This window comes from Streptomyces sp. NPDC004647 (assembly GCF_040609575.1).
Classification (GTDB): Bacteria; Actinomycetota; Actinomycetes; order Streptomycetales; family Streptomycetaceae; genus Streptomyces.
In genome coordinates this window covers 202,829-224,909 of record NZ_JBEXKU010000002.1, presented here as the reverse complement: position 1 = coordinate 224,909, position 22,081 = coordinate 202,829, and the positions used below count along the sequence as shown (strand labels likewise).

The window sequence follows — 22,081 nt, the reverse complement described above, 5'->3', positions numbered from 1 at the left end:
GGGCTGTTCGTCGGCCGACGAACAGCCCGCCCCGCTGCATCCTCCGGTTTTTCTGTCAGACGCCGACGCCGAAGTCCTGGGCGATCCCGCGCAGGCCTGAGGCGTACCCCTGGCCGACGGCACGGAACTTCCACTCCGCGCCGTTGCGGTACAGCTCGCCGAAGACCATGGCGGTCTCGGTCGAGGCGTCCTCGCTGAGGTCGTAGCGCGCCAGCTCGTTGCTGTCGGCCTGGTTCACCACGCGGATGAAGGCGTTGCGGACCTGGCCGAAGCTCTGGCTGCGGCTCTCGGCCTCGTGGATCGACACCGGGAAGATGATCTTGTCGACATCGGCCGGTACGGTCGAGAGGCTGACCTTGATCTGCTCGTCGTCACCCTCGCCCTCACCGGTGAGGTTGTCACCGGTGTGCTCGACGGAGCCCTCGGGGCTCTTGAGGTTGTTGAAGAACACGAAGTGCTGGTCGGACGGGACCTTGCCGCTGTTGTTGACCAGCAGAGCGCTGGCGTCGAGGTCGAAGTCGGTGCCCGTGGTGGTGCGGACGTCCCAGCCCAGCCCGACGGTGACCGCGGTCAGGCCCGGGGCCTCCTTGCTCAGTGAGACGTTGCCACCCTTGGAGAGGCTGACACCCATGGAAATCCCCTGCTCAATCCGGCGCGGGCCACACCCTTGACGATTCCTTTGCCCGAATGGGCAACGGGTGCGGGCCGTAAACGGTTCCCCGGCAGTCGGGTGATTCCCCGGGGAAGCGGGCCGTCACCTGCCGGTCCGGACGGTCGCCCGCCTGCGCTCAAGGCGTACGACCTGCGACGTCGTTCGGCCGCTGCCCGACCGCGGGCCGGGGAGAAGAGTGTAAATATTGCGATATGGGTTGGGAGGATATCGCCGACGAGCTGTACGCGCTGCCGCCGGAGGATTTCGTCGCGGCACGTGACCGGGCCGCGAAATCCGCACCGCGCGGGGACGCGGCGAAGATCCGCGCTCTGCGCCGTCCGACCCTGGCGGCCTGGGCCGTCAATCTGCTCGTCCGCAGCGACCGCGACCGGATCACCGCACTGCTCGCCCTCGGGGATCAGCTGCGCCGTGCGCACCGGGAGCTGGACGGCCGGCAGCTCCGCGACCTGGCCCATCAGCAGCGCCGTCTGGTCGCGGCTCTGTCCCAGCAGGCCAAGCAGCTCACCATCGAAGCCGGGCGCCCGGCGGCCGAGAGTGCCCTGCGCGAAGTCGAGGCCACCGTGCAGGCGGCTCTGGCCGATCCCGACGCCGCCGACGAGCTCGCCACCGGCCGTATGGCCAAAACTCTCACCCCGCCCGCCGGCTTCGGCCCGCCGCAGAGCGCGACCGTCCACCCGCTGCGCCCCTCGAAGGCGTCCTCCCGCAGGCCTGCGCCGCCCCGGTCCGGCGCCGACCGGGAGGGCCCCGGCCGGCGGCCTGCCCGGGTGACGGACCTGGCCGAGCACAACAGGGAACGGGCCCGCGCGGAACGCGAACGGCGCGAACGACTGGACCTGGCCCGGCAGGAAGCCGAGGAGCTGGAGCGGGCCTCCCAGGACAGCGAACAGGAGGCCACCGCCGCTCAGCACGTTCTGACCGACGCGGAGCGTCAGCGTCGGCTTGCCGAGGAGCAGGTGGAGGAGCTGACCGAGGGGCTGCGTCAGGCGAAGGAGGCGCTGTCCGCGGCGAGGAAGGCCGAACGCGTCGCCCGTGGACCTGCCCTGCGGGCCCGGCAGACGTCCGATCGGGACCGCGAGCGGGCCGAGAAGGCAGCGGCGCGGGTCGAGGAGATGCAGAACGAGAGACCGCCACGCGGCGGTCGCCGCAGCGAACGGCGGTGACGGCGACGCCCCCATGCCTGTACGGTCGCGCCCCCTGCCCCCGTATCCCCCGTATCCCCGTATCCCGCGAATCCGACGGCCTGCCGTCCTCGCCGGGGGTGGGCAGCGGCCGGGGCGGGGGCGAGCGGTCAGGGCGGTGTCGGCCGGGGCGGGGGTGGTGCCGCTTGGCACTGCTGCCCCCGGAGCCGGACGACACGGCACCGCTCAATTGCCGTGGTGGCGAAGCGATCTTTTCCTCACCCGATGCGCAGGGCTTGTATCAACGTTCCATGGGGCGATAGCTCCTGCTCAATTCATGGAGACCGGGAGGACTGTTGCCGCAGAGACTCCGTTCATGAATACGCCATGAAGGGTGGGGCCGAACCGGTCCATTACCGGTCGGCCCCACCCTTCAAATAGAGCTGGTGCGTTGATTACCAGCGATACCAGCGACTCCGTTTGCCGCCGACGGCGCCGGGCCGCAGGACAAATCCCAGCAGCCACACGACAAGCACAATGACGGCGATCCACCACAGGGCCTTGAGTGCGAAACCGGCCCCGAAGAGAACCAGTGCGAGAAGCAGGACGAGTAGCAGGGGAACCATAGTTATCAACCTCCGAGCAGCCGTGTGCCCCGGCACCGGATTCCCAACCCCGTGTAATCCGTATTGCCCTCTCACCCGCTCCCGGGGCCGCCGACGGTGGATCTCTGTCCGAAGCCGCCCTGCTGGGCGAGGAGTTCCCTTGGCTTCAGTGGGGAGCAGGTACTCGTGTGTGGGACCGTTTTGCCGGGGTAGGCGCAGCAGAACCGCAGCAAAGAGCGCTAGGGAGGGCGTCATGTACAGCACGGCCGAGAAGGGATCTGATCGGGCCGGGCAGTCAGAAGCGGTGGCGGGCTCTGCTTCCTTCTCCGATCTTCCGTCGGTGGAAGATCCGGGTCGGGTCGCTCCGAAGGACGCGCGGGCGCTGTCGAAGCTCTTCTTCGATCGTCTGACGGTGCTGGAGGAGGGGACGCACGAGTACCAGTACGCCCGTAACACGCTGATCGAACTGAATTTGTCGCTGGTCAAGTTCGCCGCGTCCCGGTTCCGCAACCGTGCGGAGCCGATGGAGGACATCGTCCAGGTGGGCACGATAGGCCTGATCAAGGCCATCGACCGGTTCGACCTGAGCCGCGAGGTGGAGTTCACCACCTTCGCCATCCCCTACATCGTGGGCGAGATCAAGCGCTTCTTCCGCGACACCAGCTGGGCCGTCCACGTTCCCCGCCGGCTCCAGGAACTCCGCCTGGAACTGGCCAAGGCCACCGAACATCTCTCGACCGACCTGGGCCGCTCACCGACGACGAACGAACTCGCCGAGCACATGGGCATGACGGCCGAGGACGTCATCGAGGGCCGGATGGCCAGCAACGGTTACGTGGCGGGCTCACTGGACATCCAGGTCGGCGAGGACGCCGGCGGCAGTGACCCCACGCTGGCCGACCGGATCGGCGACGTCGACCCGGCCCTGGAGATCGTGGAGGACCTGCACGCCCTGAAGCCCCTGGTCCAAAACCTGGACGACCGCGACAAGCGCATCCTGCAGATGCGCTTCGGCAGCGAGATGACCCAGTCGGAGATCGGCACGGAACTCGGCATCTCACAGATGCACGTCTCCCGGCTCCTCACCCGCACCCTGACCAAGCTCCGCGGTCAGATGCTCAAGCAGGACTAGGCACCGCTTGCCGTACCCGGGCGGAGCCCGCGGACGAAATCGACGACATCCGACGTGATACGTCCGCCGGTTCCGCCCGCCCATTTTCGGGCGCAGCACGAACGCGGAAACAGCCGTCGGTGAAATATCAACCAAGCCCCGCCCGCCCGGTGTTGCCGTGTGGCCATGGATTTGCCAAAGATCATGAAAGTTGGGGCATACGCCCAGGGGGTCAGGGCAGGCGGAGTCGAGCCGAGAGATATCGGCGTATCCATTCCGACCGACCCCCGGAGGGAAGTCTCCCTATGGCAACGACCGAGAGCAGGGACAACGGAGGCGAGAAGAGCGAGCGCCCCTCGGCACCTGTTGCCATGCGAAAAGCAGCCGAGCAACTGTCAGAGCTTCTGGGGAAGGCCCCGGACTCGGTGTCCACTCTCAAGGCGTCGGACGACGGTTGGATCGCGGATGTCGAGGTCATGGAGATCGAGCGCATCCCCGATACGTCGAGTGTGATGGCGACCTACCGGGTGACTCTCGACTCCGAGGGACAACTGCTCGGATATGAACGGACGCACCGGTACGCCCGGGGCCAGATCGACCGGGAAGAACGCCGTTGACGGGGCCCCGCAGCCCCTGATCGCGATCATCGAAGGGAAGAGCAGCACATGACAGTCATGCAGCAGCAGTCCGGTTCCGCCGGCGGCAGGAACAAAGGAAGTCTCTACGACGTCCTGGAACTCATCCTGGACCGCGGCATCGTCATCGACGCCTTCGTCCGGGTGTCCCTGGTCGGCATCGAAATACTCAAGATCGATGTGCGTGTCGTCATAGCCAGCGTCGATACGTATCTGCGTTTCGCCGAGGCGTGCAACCGGCTTGACCTCGAGGCGGGCGACAAGGCACCCACCAAGCTCACCGAGCTCGCCGGAGAGCTGACCGAGAACGGTGCCAAAGGGAAGTCGAAAGGAGCGCTGAGCGGTGCCGTCGAGGCGTTCAGCGAGTCCTTCCAGAAGGGCAGCGGCTCCGACACGGAGGAGCAGGAGGAACGCCGCCCGAAGTCCACGTCGTCCTCCAGCAGTCGGCGTCCGGCCCGTCGCAAGCAGGAAGAGGAGTAATTCATGACCGTCTACATCTACGCGATTACCGCTGGCGACCACCCCCTCCGGCTGGACGGTCTCGAAGGGGTCGGCGAACCGGCCGGAACCCTGCGCACGCTGAATGCCCGTTCCCTCAAGGCCGTGGTGAGCGATGCCCCCATCGAGCTGCGGGCCAAACGGCGTGATCTGATCGCACACCAGTCGGTCCTGGAACGGCTCCTGGAGGACGGCTCCGCCCTTCCCATGCGGTTCGGTCTGGTCGCGCCGGACGACCAGGCTGTTGTGACCGCCCTGGACGACAACACCGACGGGTACACCGAGGGGCTCCAGCAGATCGAGGGGTGTGTCGAGTACAACCTCAAGGTCGCGCGCGACGAGGAAGACCTGCTGCGCGAGATCGTCAAGGAGTCCGACGAGGTGCGACGGCTGAACGACCTCACCCTCCAGGACCCGGGCTCCCACGACGACAAAGTGGCCCTGGGTGAGCTGATCGCCCACGAAATCCAGCTGCGTCACGACAGCGCGGGGCAGGAGGTCGTGAACACCGTGGCCCCGGCCGCGGTCCGCCATGTCGCGGGCCAGCCGACCAAGGAGCACTTCCTCAACGTCTCCTTCCTGGTGGAGCGGAAGAAGGCCAACGCGTTCACCCAGGTGGTACAGGACGAGGCGGAGCGGCGCGGCACCGGCTACGACCTTCAGCTGCACGGCCCGCTCCCCCCGTACAGCTTCGTCTGACCGAAGAGGGCAGCACCATGGGCCTGATCACGCAGATCCTGACCTTCCCGCTGGCACCGCTGCGCGGTGTCGGCTGGGCGCTGGACCAGGTCGTTCTCACCGCGGAGCGCGAGTACTACGACCCCGCACCCGTGAAGCAGGAGTTGCGGGAGCTGGAGACGGCGCTGGTCGAAGGGCGCATCGACGAGGCGGAGTTCGACCGGCGCGAGGACGAACTGCTGGACCGCCTGGAATGGCTGGAGGCGTATCAGCGGCAGTTGCAGGCTCGCTCCTGACGCCCTCCCGGCGGCGTCCGTGGGACGGGCCGGAGAGAAAAAGGAGAGATACAGATGATGACCAACGGCAAACTAGGTGTGGCGCTCGTGGGGGGTTATTTCCTCGGGCGCACGAAGAAGGCGAAAGTCGCCATCGGCCTGGGCATGTTCCTGGCCGGCAAGAAACTCAGTCTGGACCCGCAGCAGCTGGGCAAGATGCTCGCCAACTCCCCGGTGCTCAGCGGACTGAGCGACCAGGTGCGCAAGGAGCTGGTGGGCGCCACGAAGTCCGCTGCCACCGCGGCGCTGACCAACCGGGCGAACTCCCTCGCGGACTCGCTCAGCGATCGGACCCTCGAGCTGAAGGAGGGCGGCGGCAGAACTCGGGACGACGGTCGTGCCGATGACCGCGGTGACGACCTCGAGGAGGACCGGGCGGACGACGGCGCGAACGGTCGCGAGGACGACCGGGCCGAGCACTCCTATGAGTCCGAGCCCGACGAGGCCGTCCGGGACGACGAGGCGCGAGACGACGGCGAGCGGCAGGAGAGGCCCCGCCGCAAGGAGGCGCCTTCCCGGCCGCGTAAGACCGCCTCGTCCTCCACCGCTCGTAAGACGGCTTCCAGCGGTGGCCGGAAGGCGGCCGGGACTGCGCGCAAGACCACGTCCGGCGCCGCCAAGAAGGCCTCCAGGACTCGTGGGAGCCGCAATGAGTAACGCGTTGGGCAAGGTGAAGGACGAGATCGCGCACAACCCGGCCACCGACCGCCTCAAGGAGGAACTGCAGAACTACCTCCAGGCCCGTGCTGAGCACGCCGTATCGGGGATCGGCCACAAGCTCGGCGAGACCGTGAGCAAACTCGGCGACCCCCGGCAAGGGGGACCGGGCGGGCTGATGGGCAGCCTCGCCAAGGGAGGCCAGGCGCTGGCGGAGGGGAAGTCACCGGGCCAGGCCGCGGTGAAGGCCGGCACCTCGCAGCTGAAGGAAACCATAAAGGACAAGGTCAAGGGCGTGTTCGGCAAGGGCAGAGGCAAGAGTGGCGGTGGGAAGTCGAAGAGTGTCTCGATCGTCGAGGACATCGATGTCGGCGTGCCCGTCCGGGAGGCCTACGACCAGTGGACCCAGTTCCAGGAATTCAGCACCTTCGGCAAGGGCGTCGTCAGCGTCGAGAAGGCCGACGACACCACCAGCAACTGGAAGGTGAAGGTCGCCAAGTCCACGCGCAGTTGGAAGGCGAACGTCACCGAACAGGTCCCCGACGAGCGGATCACCTGGACCACCGAAGGGGCCAAGGGCACCGTCAAGGGCGTCGTCACCTTCCATTCGCTCGGCGACAACCTCACCCGGGTGCTGCTGGTTCTGGAGTACTTCCCGAAGGGCCTCTTCGAGAAGACCGGAAACATCTGGCGCGCCCAGGGCCGTCGAGCCCGGCTGGACCTCAAGCTCTACCGCAAATTCATCATGATGCGTGGCGAAGTCACCGACGGCTGGCGGGGCGAGATCCAGGACGGCGAGGTCGTCGTGGACCACGAGAGCGCCCTGGAGGAAGAGGAGCGCGACGAGCGCTCGCACGACGAGGGCGAAGACGGCGCGGAAGGCTCCGACCAGCTCGAGGGTGCCGAAGGCGGTTCCCACGACGACGAGGGCGAAGACCCCGGGGACGAGCCGGGGGACACCTACGAGGAACGGGACGAGGCACAGGACGAGGAACTGGAGGACGAGCCCGAGGACCTCCACGAGGACGAAGAAGAGCTCGAGGACGCGCCGGAGGAGGCGTACGAGGAGGCCGGCGTGGAAGAGGACGCCGACCGGTACGCCGACGAGCCGGACGAGGACGAGCCGGACGAGGACGAGACGAAGGCCGGACGTCCGCGGCGCACCGCCTCGGCCCGGCGATGACCCTGTTCCAGAAACGAGGCTGATCTCATCGTGTCCGATTCGGTGGCAGGCCGTATGGGGCCGCCCCCGGCCCGGGGCATGGCTCCGTACGGCCAGGGAGGCCAGGGAGGCTCGTCGGCGAATCTCGCCGACATCCTGGAGCGGGTTCTCGACAAGGGTGTGGTCATTGCCGGCGACATCCAGATCAACCTGCTCGACATAGAGCTGCTGACCATCAAGCTGCGGCTGCTGGTGGCCTCCGTCGACAAGGCGAAGGAGATGGGCATCGACTGGTGGGAGCACGATCCGTCGCTCTCCTCCCGGGCCCGTCCCGAGCCTCGGCAGGTGGCAGGCGACCGCGGTCAGCGGCCGTCCCTGGCCGAGGAGAACGATCGACTGCGAGCGGAGATCGCCCAGCTGCGAGCCGCCGAAGAGGAGCGCGGGAGCTGATGCGCCGATGACCCAGTTCACACCCGCAACCGGTCCCGGTCACCTGAGCTATGTGTATGCCGTCGGCCGCGCGGGCCCGGAGCTCGAGGCCGCGGCAGCCCGGCTGTCCGGACTGTCCGGCGCGCCGGTGCGTACGGTCGGCTCCGGTGAGCTGTCCGCCGTCGCGTGCAGCGTGCCGGCCGCGGACTTCGACGAGGCAGGCCTCAAGGCCCAGTTGGAGGACCTCTCCAAACTGGAGGAGATCGCTCGCTCCCACCACGCGGTGGTCGAGGCTCTTGCCGGGCACATGACCGTCCTTCCCCTGCGGCTGGCCACCGTCTACCTCGACGACGAGCGGGTGGCCTGGATGCTCGAGGAGTCACGGGACGAGTTCGGCGCGCTTCTCGGCCGCCTCGAGGGCCATGTGGAGTGGGGCGTCAAGGTGTACGCGGACCCGGACTCCGGCCCGCCGCCGGCTCCGGAACCCTCCCCGCCGGACGCTCCCGCGAGCCCCGGCCGGGCCTACCTCCAGCGGCGCAGGGCGCAGCAGAGCACGCAGAGGAACGCCTACCGCGCCGCGGGTGAGGCGGCGGCGCGGATCTCCGCCGTGGCGGCATCGCTCGCCACTGACCGGATGGCACACCGTCCTCAGCAGGGTGAACTCGCCCACGGTGCAGGCGAGAACGTCGCCAACGAGGCGTATCTCGTGCCGCTCCCGGACACCGATGAGTTCCGGGCGGCCGTCGAGGAGGCGTGCCGGGATCTGCCCGGTGTACGCGTCGAGGTGACCGGCCCGTGGGCCCCGTACTCCTTCGCGACTCCGACACAGCCCGCCGGAGCGGGGCGGGGCAGCCATGAGCAGTGACCTCTCCTTTTCCGGGTTCGAGAGTGAACCCGCGCCGATCGGGCGGCAGGTGGCCCTCATCGATCTGTTGGACCGGCTTCTCACCGGCGGCGCTGTGCTCACCGGCGACTTGGTGCTGTCGGTGGCCGATGTGGACCTGGTGCACATCAATCTGCGTGCGGTGATCCGCTCGGTGGGCCCCGACAGCCCGGCGCCCTGGTGACGACGACCGCCGACGAGACCGGGCTGGATAAAGGGAGAGGAGCGACGTTCTATGACTAGTGCCCCTGAGGGTCGGGCGCGTCTGGAGGAAGTCGCCCAGGCGGCGGCCAGGGCGTTCGACCTGCTGCCGGCGGGACCGGACGACCGCGGTGGCGGAACCGGCGTCGCGCAACGCCTGAAGACCGACCCGGACACGGTCGAGCGTGACCTCATGAAGCTCGTGCTGACCATTGTCGAGCTGCTGCGGCAGCTGATGGAACGAACCGCCCTGCACCGTGTCGACCAGGAGGATCTGACAGCGGAGCAGGAAGAACGCATCGGCCTGACGCTGATGACCCTTCAGGACCGGATGGCCGAGTTGTGCGACACCCACGGCTTGAAACTCGAGGATCTGAACCTCGATCTGGGCCCTCTGGGCTCGCTGCTTCCCCAGCCCTGACGGTGACCGGGTTTGCTGAATTTCCGAGCGGCAAGGCGAATACCATGACTGAGAAGAAGACTTCGAACGCCACTGGAAGCAAGACAAGGGCCAATGGAAAGGCCGCCGCCGACAGGATGAAGGACTCCGCCAAGGACACGGAGAACGGGGCGGCCAAGGCGACGGGGACCGTGAAGACGAGCGCGCAGAACGGCGCCGCGAAGGTCGCGGACGAGACCTCCTCGGCGGCGAGCGCCGCCGGTGCGGCCGTCAAGCGGACCGCGCATGCCGCCGCGGGAACCGCGCAGGCCACCGGCCGGACCGTGGCCGCGGCTCCCAAGAAGGCCGCCGTTGCGGCCGGCACCACCTGGGCGCTGATCAGGGCCCGTAAGGCGCTGGCCGCCGCCGGTGGCGCAGGTGTCGCTCTCGTGGGTGCCACGGTGGTTTTCGCCCGGCAGCGCGCCCAGCGTCGCCGCGGCCCGCTCGCGCGCCTGACCGGTGGGCGTCTGGGCTCTTGAGCCCGGGCCGGCGGGGGCGGAATCCGGCCTCCACCGGCGGGTGCTCTGCCGGGCGTCTGTTCTGTCCCGGCACCGGCTCTGTCCCGGCATCTGGTTCTGTTGCGGCCGGCACCCTGAGCCGTCCCGGCGCATCTCGTTGTGTCCCGGTCGGCGCCTGCGGCGTCCCGGCACCTGTTCTGCCCGGTGCCGGCGCTCGCGGGGTCACTCCCGGCGGAGCTTGGCCAGTTCGGCGTTGAACTGGGCGCCGGTGAGGAGGGCGAGGTTGGACACCCACAGCCACACCAGGAAGACGATGACCCCGGCGAGTGATCCGTACAGACGGTTGTAGGTACCGGCGTTCGAGGCGTAGAGGGCGAAGCCCATGGACGCCATGAGCCACAGGACGACGGCCAGCGCACCACCCGGAGACCTGTTCCGCACGCCGCGGGTCTCGGCCGGGCCGGTGCGGAACAGCACCAGGACGAGCACGGCGGCCAGGCCCAGCAGGAAGGGCCACTTCAGGGCGTCCCAGGCCGTGACAGCAGCGCTGTTCACGCCGACACCCGAGCCCAGGGTGCGGGCCAGCTCCCCGGTGAGCATCAGGACAAGCGCGCTGGAGATGAGCAGCGCCAGCAGTACCAGGGCGGTGAGCACGATCCTCGGCACCGTCCGCCACACCGGCCGGTGATCCTCGACACCGTGCATGGCGTGCAGGGCGCGCCGGAACACGGCGAGATAGCTGGACGCGGACCACAGCGCGCCGGCCGTGCCGAGGACGGCCAGCAGCCATACGGCGGAGCCCTGGTCGGCCATCCCTTCCAGCGTGTGCACGATGACCGTGCGCGATTCGGGAGGTACGACAGCGCTCACCTGGCTGATGAGGTGCTGGACGGCTGCGGAGCCTGCGATGCCGATCAACGAGACCGTGACGAGCAGGGTCGGGAAGATCGCGAGCACCGAGTAGTAGGTCAGTGCGGCAGCCCAGTCGGTCACATCCTCGTTCCATACGGAGACCGGGGTCCTGCGCAGCGCGGTCGCGCAGTCCTTGGAGCTGGGCAGGCCGTTCGGGCGGGTCCGGGGCGTCGCTTCTGCCGCGGGTGCCGTCCGCTCACCGGCCACGCCGCGTCCTGTCCACCGTGAGCCGCCGGCCGGGGGCGTGCCGGGCCCGGGCAGTGTCGCTCTCTCGTGAATCCGTGATCATGTGTAGTGCCTCCTGTGCGCGCCTGCCCAACGATGCCGTGACCACGCCGATGCGGCGAGCCGCCGCCGGCCGCCGGCCCGGGCGCCCGCGAACAGTGTTGTGCGACGCGGCGGTCGTTCCGTTCGGACGGCGGTTGTTCCGTTCGGACGAAGGCGGATCGATCCCGTTCAGTCGCTATCGATCCCGTTCAGTCGCTCCGGACTCCCGCCGCGGGTACGGAGAGCGCCAACAGGGCGGTGTCGTCCGACAGCCCCGCGCCGAAGCCGGCAAGCAGGCGTTGCAGATGGGCCAGCAGCCCGCCCGCTGTGACGGGGGCGAGCCCGGTCAGCTGCCTGCGCAGGCCTTCCTCGCCCAGCCTGTCCCACTCCGGAGTCCGGGCCTCGGTCAGGCCGTCGCTGTGGAGCAGCAGCGCGTCCCCGGGCGTCAGACCGACGGTGACCTGGGCGAAGTGCGCTTGGGAGAGGACGCCGATCAGCTGTCCGCCCGCAGGGTGCACCTGCTCGACCGAACCGCCCGCGCGCAGCACCAGGGCCGGTGGGTGGCCACCGCCGGCCAGTGTGACCGTAAAGCCGTCCCCGTCGCGGTCGAGCACGCCGAACAGCGCTGTGAGGTACCGCGGGTCCTCGGCCTGGTCCTCGTGCTGCAAGACGGTATTGAGGTTGGTCAGCACCGAGACCGGGTCGGGATCGTAGACGGCGGCGGACCGCATCGTATAGCGCGCCAGCGACGTCAGAGCGGCGGCCTGGGGGCCCTTGCCGCATACGTCGCCGAGGAAGAACGCCCACCGGTCGCCGTCCAGGGGGAACAGGTCGTAGAAGTCCCCGCCGACCTGGTCGGCGGAGGCGATCTCGTAGTGCGAGGCGACTTCCAGTCCCGGCACCGGGGGCAGCGCCGGGGGCAGCAGGGTGCGCTGCAGCGTGCCGGCGAGCTGTGCCAGCCGGGCGCGTTCCGCCTCGACGCGGGTCAGCAGCTCACGCTCCCGGGCCACCGTACGCATGGCCGACAGCCGTAGCTCCAGCTCGTCCATCACCATGGTGGCCAGATCCTGAAGGGTGGCCATCTCGGCCTCGGTGACCTGACGCACGCGGGTGTCCAGGACGTTGACCGTGCCCAGCCGGTGGCCGTCCGCGCTGATGATCGGGGCCGCCGCGTAGAACAGCACGCCCAACTCCCCGTGCACCAGCGGATTGGCCATGGTGCGAGGGTCCTGCTGGGCGTCGGTGACGACGTACGGCTCGCCGTCGAGGATCGCCGAGGCGCACAGGCCCGGCTCCCGGCCGATTTCGGTCACGCCCTCGGGCAGGCCCTGCTGGGCCTTGAACCAGATCCGGTCCTCATCGACGATCGTCACGGACGCGATCGGCACATCGAAGATCCGTGCCGCCAGGGCCGCCACCCGGTCGAACGCCCCGTCGGGAGGGGTGTCGAGGATCGCGTAGCGACGCACCGCCGCCAACCGCTCGTGCTCCGCCACGCGATCTTCCGAAGCTATGCCGTCGCCCGTCACCACATCCACTCCTCAAGGCCAAGGCCTCGGCTCCGCCGAAGGAGTCCCTCCCCGGCACGATGACGGTCATCCTACGGACAGCCGGCAGGACGTCCACAGGACGTCCACCAGCGCGGAAGGCCGGCTTACGGGCGGGGCGCGGAGTGCGCTGCGGTCGGCGCTGGGTGCGCCGGGGCGCTTCAGATCTTGGCGGCGCCGGTGCCTGTTCCGGTGCCCATGCCTATGCCCGTCCCCGTCCCCGTTCCGGAGCCCGTGCCGGTTGCCGTGCCCGTCCGAGTTTCGGGGCCCGTGCCGGAACAACGGCGGCGTCCTCAACGTCAACACCACCAGCCTCCTCTCCAACACCGTCACCGCTGCCGGATCGCGGGGCGGCGGGCTGTTCAACGACGCCACAGCCACCCTCACCAGGAGCTCCGTCGTGTCCAACAGCGCCGCGGCCGACGGCGGCGGAATCTTCCAGAACGGCGTCTCCGTCACCCTGGTCAACAGCTCGGTTGCCGGCAATCTCCCCAACATCTGCCGCCGCCCGGCAGCGTCCCCGGATGCGTCAACTGACCCTCCGCTACGAGGCACTCGCGCCTCGGGCAGCCGCACCGCAACGTCCCTCGCCCGGCCGCTCCGGGCGAGGGACATTGCGTTCGGCAGGCCCGGGCAGGGCGGGGCCGGGTTGCGCCGCCGCACCAGGTCGCCGACCGTCTGGTCTGCACTTATGATGCGTTCCGGTGGCGACAGTCGGTGTGCTGCCCCGGACGAGATGTGCGCCGTACCCGGCCTGCCAAGACGACGCTCGCTGGAGACGGTATGGCCGCAGACAGGCAGTTGATCGACTTCACGTCCGATGCGCCCGAGCCTCGTGCGATGGACGTCAGCTGGATCCACGGATCACCGTCGGCCAAGCACGACACCGACCCCGAGATCCAGGTATATGCCTACGACGAACACACGTTCATCATGCGGCAGAACATGGCGGTCCATTACGAGGCACCGTTCATGTTCCTGATGCTCGGCAACACCCGGGCCGTGCTCATCGACACCGGCGCCACCTCGTCCGCCGAGTACTTCCCGTTGCGTCGGGTGGTCGACGAACTGATCGGCAACCGGCTCGCCCGGTACCCCCGGGACAGCTACCCACTGCTCGTCCTGCACACCCACGCCCACAGCGACCACATCGCGGGCGACTCCCAGTTCGCCGTCCGCCCCGACACCGTCGTGGTGGACGCCGAACTGAGCAGCGCCTGGCAGTACTTCGGCTTCGGTGACGACCCCGGCAGGCCGGCCCGGGTCGACCTCGGAGGCCGGGTGCTGGAGTGCCTGGCCACCCCCGGGCACCATGAGGCGGCTGTCACGTTCTACGACCCGTACACCGGATTCCTGCTCACCGGGGACACGGTCTACCCCGGCCGGCTGTACGTGCAGGACTGGTCCGCCTTCGGCCGCACGATCGACCGCCTGGTCGCGTTCGCCGACACCCGACCGGTCACGCACGTCCTCGGCTGCCACATCGAGATGGCCGGCCGACCGGGCGTGGACTATCCCGTCCGCACCACGTACCAGCCGGACGAGCCGCCGCTGGAGATGACCGTCGACCAGTTGCGCGACCTGTGCCGTGCGATCCATGAGATGGGTGGCCGGCCCAGTCGGCGGGCCTTCCCGGACTTCATCATCTGCCCCGACGAGGCATGACCGGGACGCGCTGGGGGCTCGCGTGCCTCAGCCTCCGACCACCCGTGGCGAGCCGGATGTCTGTTCTCGCTCCTCGCCGTGTACGCGTCGTTGTCCGGCCGGGCACGCGCGCGTGAGCAGGGCGATGGTCTCGCCTACCGGCCGAGCTTCGAGAGGCAGAGCGTCAGTCGCACCTGGCCTTTCCGGCTCTGCTGGTACTGACTGACGCAAGTTGTCGGCTGGGACCGACATCACCGCGAGCGGGGGCGGCGGGGCGGCCGGGCGGCGGGGAGCGCGAGGCGAAGCCAACTCCCCGTGCACCGGCCGTCTGACAAGATGCGGGGATGTCTTGGACGTTGGCCCTGGAGTATCTGCGCGTACTCATCTGGCCCGTGATCGTGCTTGTTCTGGGTGTGCTCTTCAAGAAGCAGGTCGGCGCCCTCTTCGACCGTCTGGAGTCGGTGGAGACACCGGTGGGTACGGTCACGCTGTTCGACAAACAAGCCGGTGCCATCGCTCAAGAGGCCGATGAGGTCTCCCAGGAACTGGCAGCCGAGGTGGTCGGCCAGATGCCACCTCCTGCTGCGACGGGGCCGTCCTGGCCGACTTATGGATCCCCTGGTCCGGCGCAGCAGCAACCGGCAACGCAGGGCCCCGGGGTCCCGGCCCCAGGTGGTCCCAGGCCGCCCGGGCCGCCCGGGCCGCAGGAGTCTCCCCGTTACGCGGAGTCGAAGTCACCTGCGAAGGATTTCGCTGTCCTGCGACGCCAGGCGGACCTGGACCCCACGAAAGCGGTGCTGGGGGCGTGGCGAGCGCTGTCGGACGCTCTCGTACAAACGATGCCGGAGCAGCGAAGCGGAAAGCCGCCGCAGGCGGGGCAGGCACTGAACACGGCAGGCCGTGACGGTCTGCTCAACGCGGATCTGCACCGCGTCGCGAACGACCTGCAGATGTTGAGAAACCGAGTCGTACACGAGGGTGATGTCGCCCTGACACCGGAGGGAGCACGTTCCTACGTGCGCGCCGCCGAGACGGTGATCGAAGCGTTGGCTCTGGCGCGCCTTCAGGGCGGCGACGGCTCGGCAGCGGACACGGAAGCCCCCTGAAGCGAGCCCCTGAAGCGTTGCTGCCCGGCGGACTGTGCTGCGTGGCGGCGACCACATCCCCTTCCTCTTCCTCGAACGCGGCTGTTCCGCGGCCCGTTTCACCGAACCGGCCGAGGACTTCGCGCACCAGCACCAGGACGTACGCGTCGAGGACGGCAAGCGGTACGGCGGCCTGCCGGGGTTCTGCGACTTCGGCTACATCGCGCGCGTGGCCCGCGTCAACGCCGCGGCCCTGTGGACCCTCGCCCAGGCGCCGGGCCCCCCGCGCGGCGCGAAGATCACTACCAGCGTGCTCACCAACTCCACGGAGCTGGTGTGGGAGCGCGGTACGGAACCCGACCTGGCCGGGTACGAGGTGGTGTGGCGCGAGACGACCGCGCCGGAGTGGACCCATGTGATCAAGGTCGGCGCCGCGACGAGCCATATGGTCGATCTGTCGAAGGACAACGTCTTCTTCGGCGTCCGCGCGGTGAACCGGGAAGGCAACCGCAGCCCGGTCGCCTTCCCGACACCGCAACGATGACGGCAGCTTTCCTGACGGGGAGTCAGGGCTCCTTGCTCGGCGCAGGCAGACCGGTCGGGGTCGACCTCCTCGCTCGGCAGCGCAAGTCATATCAGGGTTGCCTCGGACGCCTGAGCGGGGCTGCGAGGCTCCTCCAGCGTCCCCATAGACGGAAGAGGGGGCCGACGACGTAACCGTCGGCCCCCTGTTCCGGGGCGTTGGATCAGTACTCGCGGACGTACCAGCCCTTGCTCAGCTCACCGTCCGCACTCTGCTGGAAGTACTGGCACTTGAGGTCCGGGTCGTGGTTGCTCCCCAGGTAGCGCACGCACTTCGCCTTGGTGGAGAAGGGGCCGGCGACGAGCTTGATGGGGGCCGCGGCGCTCGCGGCCTGGGCGGTGGCCCCGAGGGTGGCGATGGCCACGGCCGCGACCGCGGTGGTCAGGAGCTTCTTCACTTGATGATCCCCGATTCGTGCGGGATGCCTGGCGGCATCCCATGGTCGATTTCGGTGGATCACGATACAGAGCGAACCACTTTGTACGACAAGCGAGTCGGGGGGTGGGCGGGACGATCAGCCGACCGACTGCCCGGAGCGAGCCCCGGGTCCAGCCTCGGACACCTACGCCGGTCCGCGAAGTCGGGCAGCCGCCGGTGGGACGGTCGATGAGCGCTAAGAAGCGAGCGTCTTTGCCATGACGTGTTCTCTCTGCCCGCCGGGCATCACATCACCGACCTGTCCGGCATCCTCAAGTCCATGGCGCTGGTAGAGCGCGATCGCATGCTCGGACGCCGCTGTGCGCGTCCTCCCGATCTCCATCCCCCTGCCGTCGGCCCCCTGTGAGTGGACGGGCAACAATGTCCCGGTCCTCCTCGCCGTCCACGCCCGGTGCGTCGTCGGACACCTGAGTGATCTTGAAAAGTGCATCGACGCGGAAGGCGGTCTGCCGGACTTGCACACCGAGGACCGACGGGCGGACCCCAGAAAACGCCACCGTGTATTCACCGTGGCCACCCGCAGAAACCCGGTGACAGCCGGACGGGGCCGGTCGACCTGCTCAGCTCGAGTAGGTTGACCGGCCCCGCAGAATCCGCGAGCTTGCAGTGTCTGACCTGCGAAAAAGCCCTCCGCCATGAGCGGGCTGTAGACGGGAAGGAAGATGCGCCCCCGGCAGGACTCGAACCTGCGGCCAAGCGCTTAGAAGGCGCCTGCTCTATCCACTGAGCTACGGGGGCCGGAAGTGGCCGCGGTGACCGGGACAAGGATAGGGCTCCGTACGCCTGGTCCCGGTTGCTTCACCTCCGTGACACGTTGTGGAGGTTCGGTGAAGCGGTCCCGATAATCGCAGGCAGGTACGAATCGTGCATCGCTTTTCGCGTCCCAGGCGAGGGGTGTTGTGCACTCGTTATGCCTGAGCCCCAGAAGTCACACCAGTAACACGTTGCTCCGGTCGGCGCGCAGGGCGGTCATACGCTTCAAAACGATTCCAAAATTGGGCATTCTTCGCATGTGGCGACCTTGGACGTACGACCCCAAATGCTCGATGCACTGTCCGCTCTGCGCGACCGTGTCGCCGCCGCCCGCTTCCCGCTCTCCCTGCCGGGAGCGGCTCGCGCCCGTCGCAACCGCGCCGAACTCCTCGCACAGCTGGATGACTATCTCGTTCCCCGGCTCCGCGCCCCCGATGCGCCGCTCCTGGCGGTCATCGGAGGCTCCACCGGCGCCGGCAAGTCCACGCTCGTCAACTCGCTTGCCAGCCGCCAGGTCAGCGCGGCCGGAGTGCTCCGACCCACCACCCGCACTCCGGTCCTCGTCTGCCATCCCGACGATCACCACTGGTTCACCGGACAGCGCGTGCTGCCGAACCTCACCCGGGTCTGCATGCAGTCCGTTGACGGCTCACACCATCAGCGTGGCCAGCGACTCCCGGATGACGCCCGCGACGGGTACGACTACGACTCGTATGACACGTACGACACATACGACTACGAGGCGGTCGCCGGGAACGACGACGAGCCGCCCGCGCTGCGCGTCGAGACCGTCGACACCTGGCCGCCCGGTCTCGCCCTCCTCGACGCGCCCGACGTCGACTCCCTCGTCGCCCGCAACCGCGAACTGGCCGCCGAGCTGATCTGCGCCGCCGACATCTGGGTGCTGGTCACCACCGCCACACGGTACGCGGACGCGGTGCCCTGGCATCTGCTCCGCACCGCCAAGGAGTACGACGCCACCCTCGTCACCGTGCTCGACCGCGTGCCGCATCAAGTTGTCGCCGACGTCTCCCGCCAGTACGGCGCGCTCCTCGACAAGGCCGGGTTCAGGGACGCGCCCCGGTTCACCATCCCCGAACTGCCCGAGTCCGCAGGCGTGGGCCGAGGTCTGCTGCCCGCCAACGCCGTGGCCGGTCTGCGCGACTGGCTCGTTCACCGCGCGCAGGATCCGGAGGCCCGTGCCATCGCCACGGCCCGTACGGCCCGCGGGGTGATCAACTCGCTCAACTCCCGGCTGCCGGCGCTCGCCGCGGCAGCCGCGGCGCAGCACGCCGCCGCGATGCGCCTGGCCAACTGCGTCGAGGTGGCCTACGGCGAGGCGGCCGCGCGGGTCCGGTGTGAGCTCTCCGCGGGCGGGGTGCTCGCGGGCAACGCCCTCACCCGGTGGCGCGGCTTTCCCCACGACAGCGGAGCGGGCGAGTTCCTCGACGCACTCTCCGACAGCCTCGCCGCCCTGCTGTGCTGCGCGGTCGCCGACGCCGACGAGCGCACCGAGCAGGCCTGGCGGCAGGGCCGGACACCGGTGTCCGCGAACGAAATCGGCAGCAGGCTGGGAGCCGCGGAATCCGCGGGCCGGATCGGAATTGCCGTACGGCGCTGGCGGCGCTGCCTGGAGGAGCTGGCGGACGAGGAGGTACACGGCCTCGAGCGCCCCACCGGTGCGGACGCCGACCGTGCCGCAGTCCTGCTGGGCGCCGCGCTGCTGGGCGGTGTCCGGGGCCGGGCGGCGGGCGACGCGCTCGCGGACACGTTGGGTGCTCAGGCGGCCGTACGGCTGGTGGACCAGGGCGAACGGCTGCTGACCCGGTGCCTGGAGCGCGTCCTGAGCGGCGAGCGCGACCGTCGCCTGGCCCCGCTGGACGCCCTCGACGTCGCCCCCGAACAGCAAGCCGCACTGATTGCCGCACTGTCCGTACTGCAGAAGGAGAGGTGACCGCGGTGACATCCGCCGCCACCGACCGGCCCGGTGACCCCGGGCAGCCCACGGACCGACCCGGCCCCGCTCCCTCCGACCACGACCCATGGGGAGCCTTCGACCCCCAGGCGGGGGCCGGGCAGGCGCCGGGTGAGCAAAAGGTGCCCGCGGAGCGCGCGATGCCCGCAGATCAGCCACCCGGGGATGGCGGTGCCGACCCGGCGGACCATCAGGACGCACGCTCGCAGGACGTACGCCCGCCCGGCGCCACAAGCGCTCCCGGCGCCACAAGCGCTCCCGGCGCCACGGCGCGACAGCGGTCGGCAGGGGCGTACACCGATGACGGGGCGCCCCTGGACCCCCGCAATGGCGACGCCTCCAGGGCATGGGACGACGGGCTGATCGCCCGCCGTGCGCCCGAGCGGGGTGGTCCTGCGGAGGAAGGTGACTGCGGGCACCCGGCGCACTTCCGCGAGCCGCGCGCCGGACAGGACACCGGCGTCGTACCGCCCCGCCCGGAGTACCCCGGCGTGGAGGGCGGACGCACGCCCGCCGTACGCGCCCCTGGGGCATCCACCGGGCGGGGTGGCGGGTACAGCCGCGGGCTGCGCGTCCGACTCGAGGCGATGCGCGAGCTCATCGGGCTGTCGCGCGCCAGGCTGGACACCCGGACGCTCGCCGAGGCCGCCCGCGTACTGGAGGAGGCCGCCGCCCGCCACCGGCTCTCCCTGGACCACACCGTCATCGCCATCGCCGGAGCCTCCGGCAGCGGCAAATCGAGCCTGTTCAACGCCCTCGTCGGAGCACCGCTCTCAGAGGTGGGCGTGCGCCGGCCGACCACTTCCATGCCCGTCGCCTGCACCTGGTCCGAGGGCGCGGACGGGCTGCTCGACAGGCTCGGCATCCCGCAACGGCTGCGCCGCCGGCCGCAACGGCTGCACGAATCGGTGCTGCGCGGCCTCGTACTCCTCGACCTGCCCGACCACGACTCGGCCGTCGCAGGACGCCGCGAGCAGGTCGACCAACTGCTCGAACTCGTCGACGCGGTGGTGTGGGTCGTGGACCCCGAGAAGTACGCGGACGCGGTGCTGCACGAGCGCTATCTGCGGCCCCTCGCCGGCTACGCCGAGGTCACCTTCGTGGTCCTCAACCAGATCGACCGGCTGCCGGGTGAGGCCACCGACCAGGTCCTGGACGATCTGCGGCGGCTGCTGGACGAGGACGGGCTCGCGCTCGGCGAGCACGGCGAGCCGGGGGCGACCGTACTGCCCGTTTCGGCCCTCACCGGTGAGGGAGTCGCGGAACTCCGCCGTCAGCTGGGCCGGTTCAGCGCGGAGGGCGGCGCCGCCGAGCGCAGGCTCGCCGCGGACGTCGACGGTGCGGCTGAGCGGCTGCGCCAGGTCTATCTGGCCGACGGGCGCACCGGGCTGACCGAACAGGCGCGCGCGGATTTCGAGGACCGGCTGGCGGATGCGGTGGGCGCGGTGGCCGCCGGGCAGGCGGCGCAGCGTGAGTGGCAGCGGTACGCGGAACTGGCCTGTGGCGCGCCCTGGGCCCAGCTGCGCCGGTGGTACGAGGCCAAGCGCTCGCCGGGCCCGGCGCCCGCTGAGCAGGCCGGGAACCGGGCCGGTTCCACGGCGGGGCAGGCGCCGTGCACCGCCCGCGCCATCGTGGAACAGGCCGTTCGGACGGTGGCCGACGAGGCGTCGGAGGGACTGCCCGACGCTTGGGCCCAGATCGTGCGGGACACCGCGGTACGGGGCGCGGAGCGGCTGCCGGACGCGCTGGACGAGGCCGCCGCGGTGCAGGCGGCCGGTACCGCACGGCCGGCCGGGCCGGGCTGGTGGGCAGCGGCGTCGGCGCTCCAGGGGGTACTGCTGGTGCTCCAAGCCGTCGGCGCGCTCTGGCTGGTGGGCGCCGTGGTGCAAGGGCCGGGCGACGGATGGCTGCTGCCGGCTCTGCTGATGGGCGTCGGAGTGGTGAGCGGGCCTGCACTGGCGTGGTGCTGCCGGGCCGCGGCGAGCGGGCCCGCTCGCCGGTACGGGCAGGAGGCGGAACGGCGGTTGCGGGGCGCGGCGGCCTCCTGCGGGCGGAGGCGGGTGCTGGAGCCGGTGGCCGCGGAGCTGCTGCGCTACCGCGAGGTGCGCGATCAGTACGTGGTCGCGGCGGGAGGCTCCGGGCCGGCGACTCTGCTGTAGCGGGGTAGTCGGGCAGCTGGATGGTTGGGCAGTGGGGGCGGGGCGGTCGCGTACCCGTCATGGGTGCAGCTGGGTGCAGCTGGGTGCACCTGCGCCGTTGGGCCGCTTGGACCGATGTGTATCTGTGCCGGCTGGTCAGCTGGGCGCCGCGCGGTCCGCGGTCCCGCGGCGCCGCGGCCGTCCGTCGGTGCGGCGCAAGCTCCCGCAGGGGTGACGGAGTTGTGCACAACCGGGCGCTTGTCCACAGGGCTCAGCGGCTGTTCGGGATCGCGTGCAGCATGGAGTGCGGGACACAGCGAATGACTGGTCGGGGGAGGCGGTCCGGATGCACGAGATGCACGAAACCACGGTGACTGTGGTGGGCAACGCGGCGACAGGGGTGGACTTCCGGGAGACGGAAGACGGTGTTCCGGTGGCGCGCTTCCGACTGGCGGCGACTGCTCGCCGCTGGGACCGGCGGCGAGCAGCCTGGACCGAGGGGCACATCAGCTACTACACGGTGTGGGCATGGCGGTCGCTCGCCGCCAATGTGGCCAGCTCGGTGTCGCTGGGAGAACCGCTCGTCGTCCAGGGGCGGTTGCACATACGGGAGGACGAGTACGGCGGGAAGCTCCGGTCGGCGGCGGAGATCGAGGCGATAGCGCTGGGGCACGACCTGGCGTGTGGTACGTCGGTGTTCCGCCGGGTCGCCGAGGCCAACCCCGCGCTCACGGCGTCGAGTTACCGCTCCTGACCGCAGATTGGCCATGTCCGGGTTCTTTGTCTCTGGGACACTGCGACCTCATTGGTCTGTATTGCGGAAACTGTCGCCGAAACAACCGGGTTTAAGACGCGGA

Annotated in this window: 24 protein-coding genes, 1 tRNA gene and 1 riboswitch; of the genes, 19 read left to right on the top strand and 6 right to left on the bottom strand. The window is 69.7% G+C overall.

What is annotated here, in order from left to right:
- Positions 1-55: 55 nt before the first annotated feature.
- On the bottom strand, positions 56-631 hold the full coding sequence (locus ABZW18_RS01845) for a TerD family protein (protein WP_356180592.1): 576 nt from the start codon (positions 629-631) through the stop codon (positions 56-58).
- A gap of 233 nt (positions 632-864) precedes the next feature.
- Between ABZW18_RS01845 and ABZW18_RS01840 the strand changes: the two genes are divergently transcribed.
- Positions 865-1,833, top strand: a complete 969-nt coding sequence (locus ABZW18_RS01840; RefSeq protein WP_356180589.1) for a hypothetical protein — start codon at positions 865-867, stop codon at positions 1,831-1,833.
- A gap of 413 nt (positions 1,834-2,246) precedes the next feature.
- Here ABZW18_RS01840 and ABZW18_RS01835 read toward each other — a convergent pair whose 3' ends face one another.
- Positions 2,247-2,417: a hydrophobic protein gene (locus tag ABZW18_RS01835; RefSeq protein ID WP_356180586.1), complete on the bottom strand. Its 171-nt coding sequence runs from the start codon at positions 2,415-2,417 to the stop codon at positions 2,247-2,249.
- Positions 2,418-2,649: 232 nt separating this feature from the next.
- On the opposite strand from ABZW18_RS01835, the gene ABZW18_RS01830 reads away from it, so the two are divergent.
- The 12 genes from ABZW18_RS01830 to ABZW18_RS01775 all read left to right on the top strand — a co-directional run bounded on the left by ABZW18_RS01830 (position 2,650) and on the right by ABZW18_RS01775 (position 9,903).
- The gene (locus ABZW18_RS01830; protein ID WP_356180583.1) at positions 2,650-3,528 is read left to right on the top strand and encodes an RNA polymerase sigma factor SigF; all 879 of its coding nucleotides are present in this window, start codon (positions 2,650-2,652) and stop codon (positions 3,526-3,528) included.
- A 284-nt stretch (positions 3,529-3,812) separates the two neighbouring features.
- Positions 3,813-4,124: a gas vesicle protein gene (locus ABZW18_RS01825; protein ID WP_356180580.1), complete on the top strand. Its 312-nt coding sequence runs from the start codon at positions 3,813-3,815 to the stop codon at positions 4,122-4,124.
- Between the two features lie 48 nt (positions 4,125-4,172).
- Complete coding sequence (locus ABZW18_RS01820) at positions 4,173-4,622, top strand: gas vesicle structural protein GvpA (RefSeq protein WP_356180577.1); 450 nt, start codon at positions 4,173-4,175, stop codon at positions 4,620-4,622.
- A gap of 3 nt (positions 4,623-4,625) precedes the next feature.
- Complete coding sequence (locus tag ABZW18_RS01815) at positions 4,626-5,339, top strand: GvpL/GvpF family gas vesicle protein (RefSeq protein ID WP_356180575.1); 714 nt, start codon at positions 4,626-4,628, stop codon at positions 5,337-5,339.
- Positions 5,340-5,356: 17 nt separating this feature from the next.
- Entirely contained in the window at positions 5,357-5,614 is a 258-nt protein-coding gene (locus tag ABZW18_RS01810; RefSeq protein ID WP_356180572.1) for a gas vesicle protein GvpG, read from the top strand.
- Positions 5,615-5,671: 57 nt separating this feature from the next.
- On the top strand, positions 5,672-6,310 hold the full coding sequence (locus tag ABZW18_RS01805; RefSeq protein ID WP_356180569.1) for a hypothetical protein: 639 nt from the start codon (positions 5,672-5,674) through the stop codon (positions 6,308-6,310).
- The gene (locus tag ABZW18_RS01800; protein WP_356180565.1) at positions 6,303-7,493 is read left to right on the top strand and encodes an SRPBCC family protein; all 1,191 of its coding nucleotides are present in this window, start codon (positions 6,303-6,305) and stop codon (positions 7,491-7,493) included. The genes ABZW18_RS01805 and ABZW18_RS01800 overlap by 8 nt, the downstream gene beginning before the upstream one ends.
- A gap of 54 nt (positions 7,494-7,547) precedes the next feature.
- Positions 7,548-7,922, top strand: coding sequence for a gas vesicle protein (locus tag ABZW18_RS01795; protein WP_356180620.1), 375 nt, complete (start codon positions 7,548-7,550; stop codon positions 7,920-7,922).
- A 7-nt stretch (positions 7,923-7,929) separates the two neighbouring features.
- Positions 7,930-8,766, top strand: coding sequence for a GvpL/GvpF family gas vesicle protein (locus tag ABZW18_RS01790; RefSeq protein ID WP_356180563.1), 837 nt, complete (start codon positions 7,930-7,932; stop codon positions 8,764-8,766).
- Positions 8,756-8,968, top strand: coding sequence for a gas vesicle protein (locus ABZW18_RS01785; RefSeq protein WP_356180560.1), 213 nt, complete (start codon positions 8,756-8,758; stop codon positions 8,966-8,968). Before ABZW18_RS01790 ends, ABZW18_RS01785 begins: the two co-directional genes overlap by 11 nt.
- A gap of 51 nt (positions 8,969-9,019) precedes the next feature.
- Entirely contained in the window at positions 9,020-9,406 is a 387-nt protein-coding gene (locus tag ABZW18_RS01780) for a gas vesicle protein K (protein WP_356180558.1), read from the top strand.
- Positions 9,407-9,450: 44 nt separating this feature from the next.
- Positions 9,451-9,903 carry a hypothetical protein gene (locus ABZW18_RS01775; RefSeq protein WP_356180556.1) on the top strand — a complete coding sequence of 151 codons (453 nt, stop codon included), beginning with the start codon at positions 9,451-9,453 and terminating at the stop codon, positions 9,901-9,903.
- 201 nt (positions 9,904-10,104) lie between these two features.
- Here ABZW18_RS01775 and ABZW18_RS01770 read toward each other — a convergent pair whose 3' ends face one another.
- A complete protein-coding gene (locus ABZW18_RS01770; protein ID WP_356180554.1) occupies positions 10,105-11,001 on the bottom strand; it encodes a YihY/virulence factor BrkB family protein in 897 nt (298 codons plus the stop codon).
- Between the two features lie 269 nt (positions 11,002-11,270).
- The gene (locus ABZW18_RS01765) at positions 11,271-12,590 is read right to left on the bottom strand and encodes a GAF domain-containing SpoIIE family protein phosphatase (RefSeq protein ID WP_356180618.1); all 1,320 of its coding nucleotides are present in this window, start codon (positions 12,588-12,590) and stop codon (positions 11,271-11,273) included.
- A 724-nt stretch (positions 12,591-13,314) separates the two neighbouring features.
- A riboswitch (guanidine-III (ykkC-III) riboswitch) is annotated at positions 13,315-13,380 on the top strand.
- A gap of 11 nt (positions 13,381-13,391) precedes the next feature.
- Here ABZW18_RS01765 and ABZW18_RS01760 point away from each other — a divergent pair.
- From ABZW18_RS01760 to ABZW18_RS01750, 3 genes are all read left to right on the top strand, one after another.
- Positions 13,392-14,273 (top strand): MBL fold metallo-hydrolase, encoded by an 882-nt coding sequence (locus tag ABZW18_RS01760; RefSeq protein WP_356180551.1) that lies wholly within the window; start codon positions 13,392-13,394, stop codon positions 14,271-14,273.
- 323 nt (positions 14,274-14,596) lie between these two features.
- Positions 14,597-15,358, top strand: a complete 762-nt coding sequence (locus ABZW18_RS01755; RefSeq protein ID WP_356180549.1) for a hypothetical protein — start codon at positions 14,597-14,599, stop codon at positions 15,356-15,358.
- A gap of 34 nt (positions 15,359-15,392) precedes the next feature.
- Entirely contained in the window at positions 15,393-15,881 is a 489-nt protein-coding gene (locus tag ABZW18_RS01750; RefSeq protein ID WP_356180547.1) for a hypothetical protein, read from the top strand.
- 202 nt (positions 15,882-16,083) lie between these two features.
- Here the strand turns inward: ABZW18_RS01750 and ABZW18_RS01745 are convergent, their stop codons facing one another.
- Together ABZW18_RS01745 and ABZW18_RS01740 are read right to left on the bottom strand one after the other, a co-directional pair.
- Positions 16,084-16,317: a hypothetical protein gene (locus ABZW18_RS01745; RefSeq protein WP_356180545.1), complete on the bottom strand. Its 234-nt coding sequence runs from the start codon at positions 16,315-16,317 to the stop codon at positions 16,084-16,086.
- Positions 16,318-17,023: 706 nt separating this feature from the next.
- Positions 17,024-17,096: transfer RNA gene (locus ABZW18_RS01740), tRNA-Arg, on the bottom strand.
- 274 nt (positions 17,097-17,370) lie between these two features.
- Between ABZW18_RS01740 and ABZW18_RS01735 the strand changes: the two genes are divergently transcribed.
- The 3 genes from ABZW18_RS01735 to ABZW18_RS01725 all read left to right on the top strand — a co-directional run bounded on the left by ABZW18_RS01735 (position 17,371) and on the right by ABZW18_RS01725 (position 21,978).
- A complete protein-coding gene (locus ABZW18_RS01735; RefSeq protein ID WP_356180542.1) occupies positions 17,371-19,065 on the top strand; it encodes a dynamin family protein in 1,695 nt (564 codons plus the stop codon).
- Positions 19,062-21,245 carry a GTPase gene (locus ABZW18_RS01730; protein ID WP_356180539.1) on the top strand — a complete coding sequence of 728 codons (2,184 nt, stop codon included), beginning with the start codon at positions 19,062-19,064 and terminating at the stop codon, positions 21,243-21,245. The genes ABZW18_RS01735 and ABZW18_RS01730 overlap by 4 nt, the downstream gene beginning before the upstream one ends.
- 325 nt (positions 21,246-21,570) lie before the next feature.
- On the top strand, positions 21,571-21,978 hold the full coding sequence (locus ABZW18_RS01725) for a single-stranded DNA-binding protein (RefSeq protein WP_356180536.1): 408 nt from the start codon (positions 21,571-21,573) through the stop codon (positions 21,976-21,978).
- Positions 21,979-22,081: the final 103 nt, after the last annotated feature.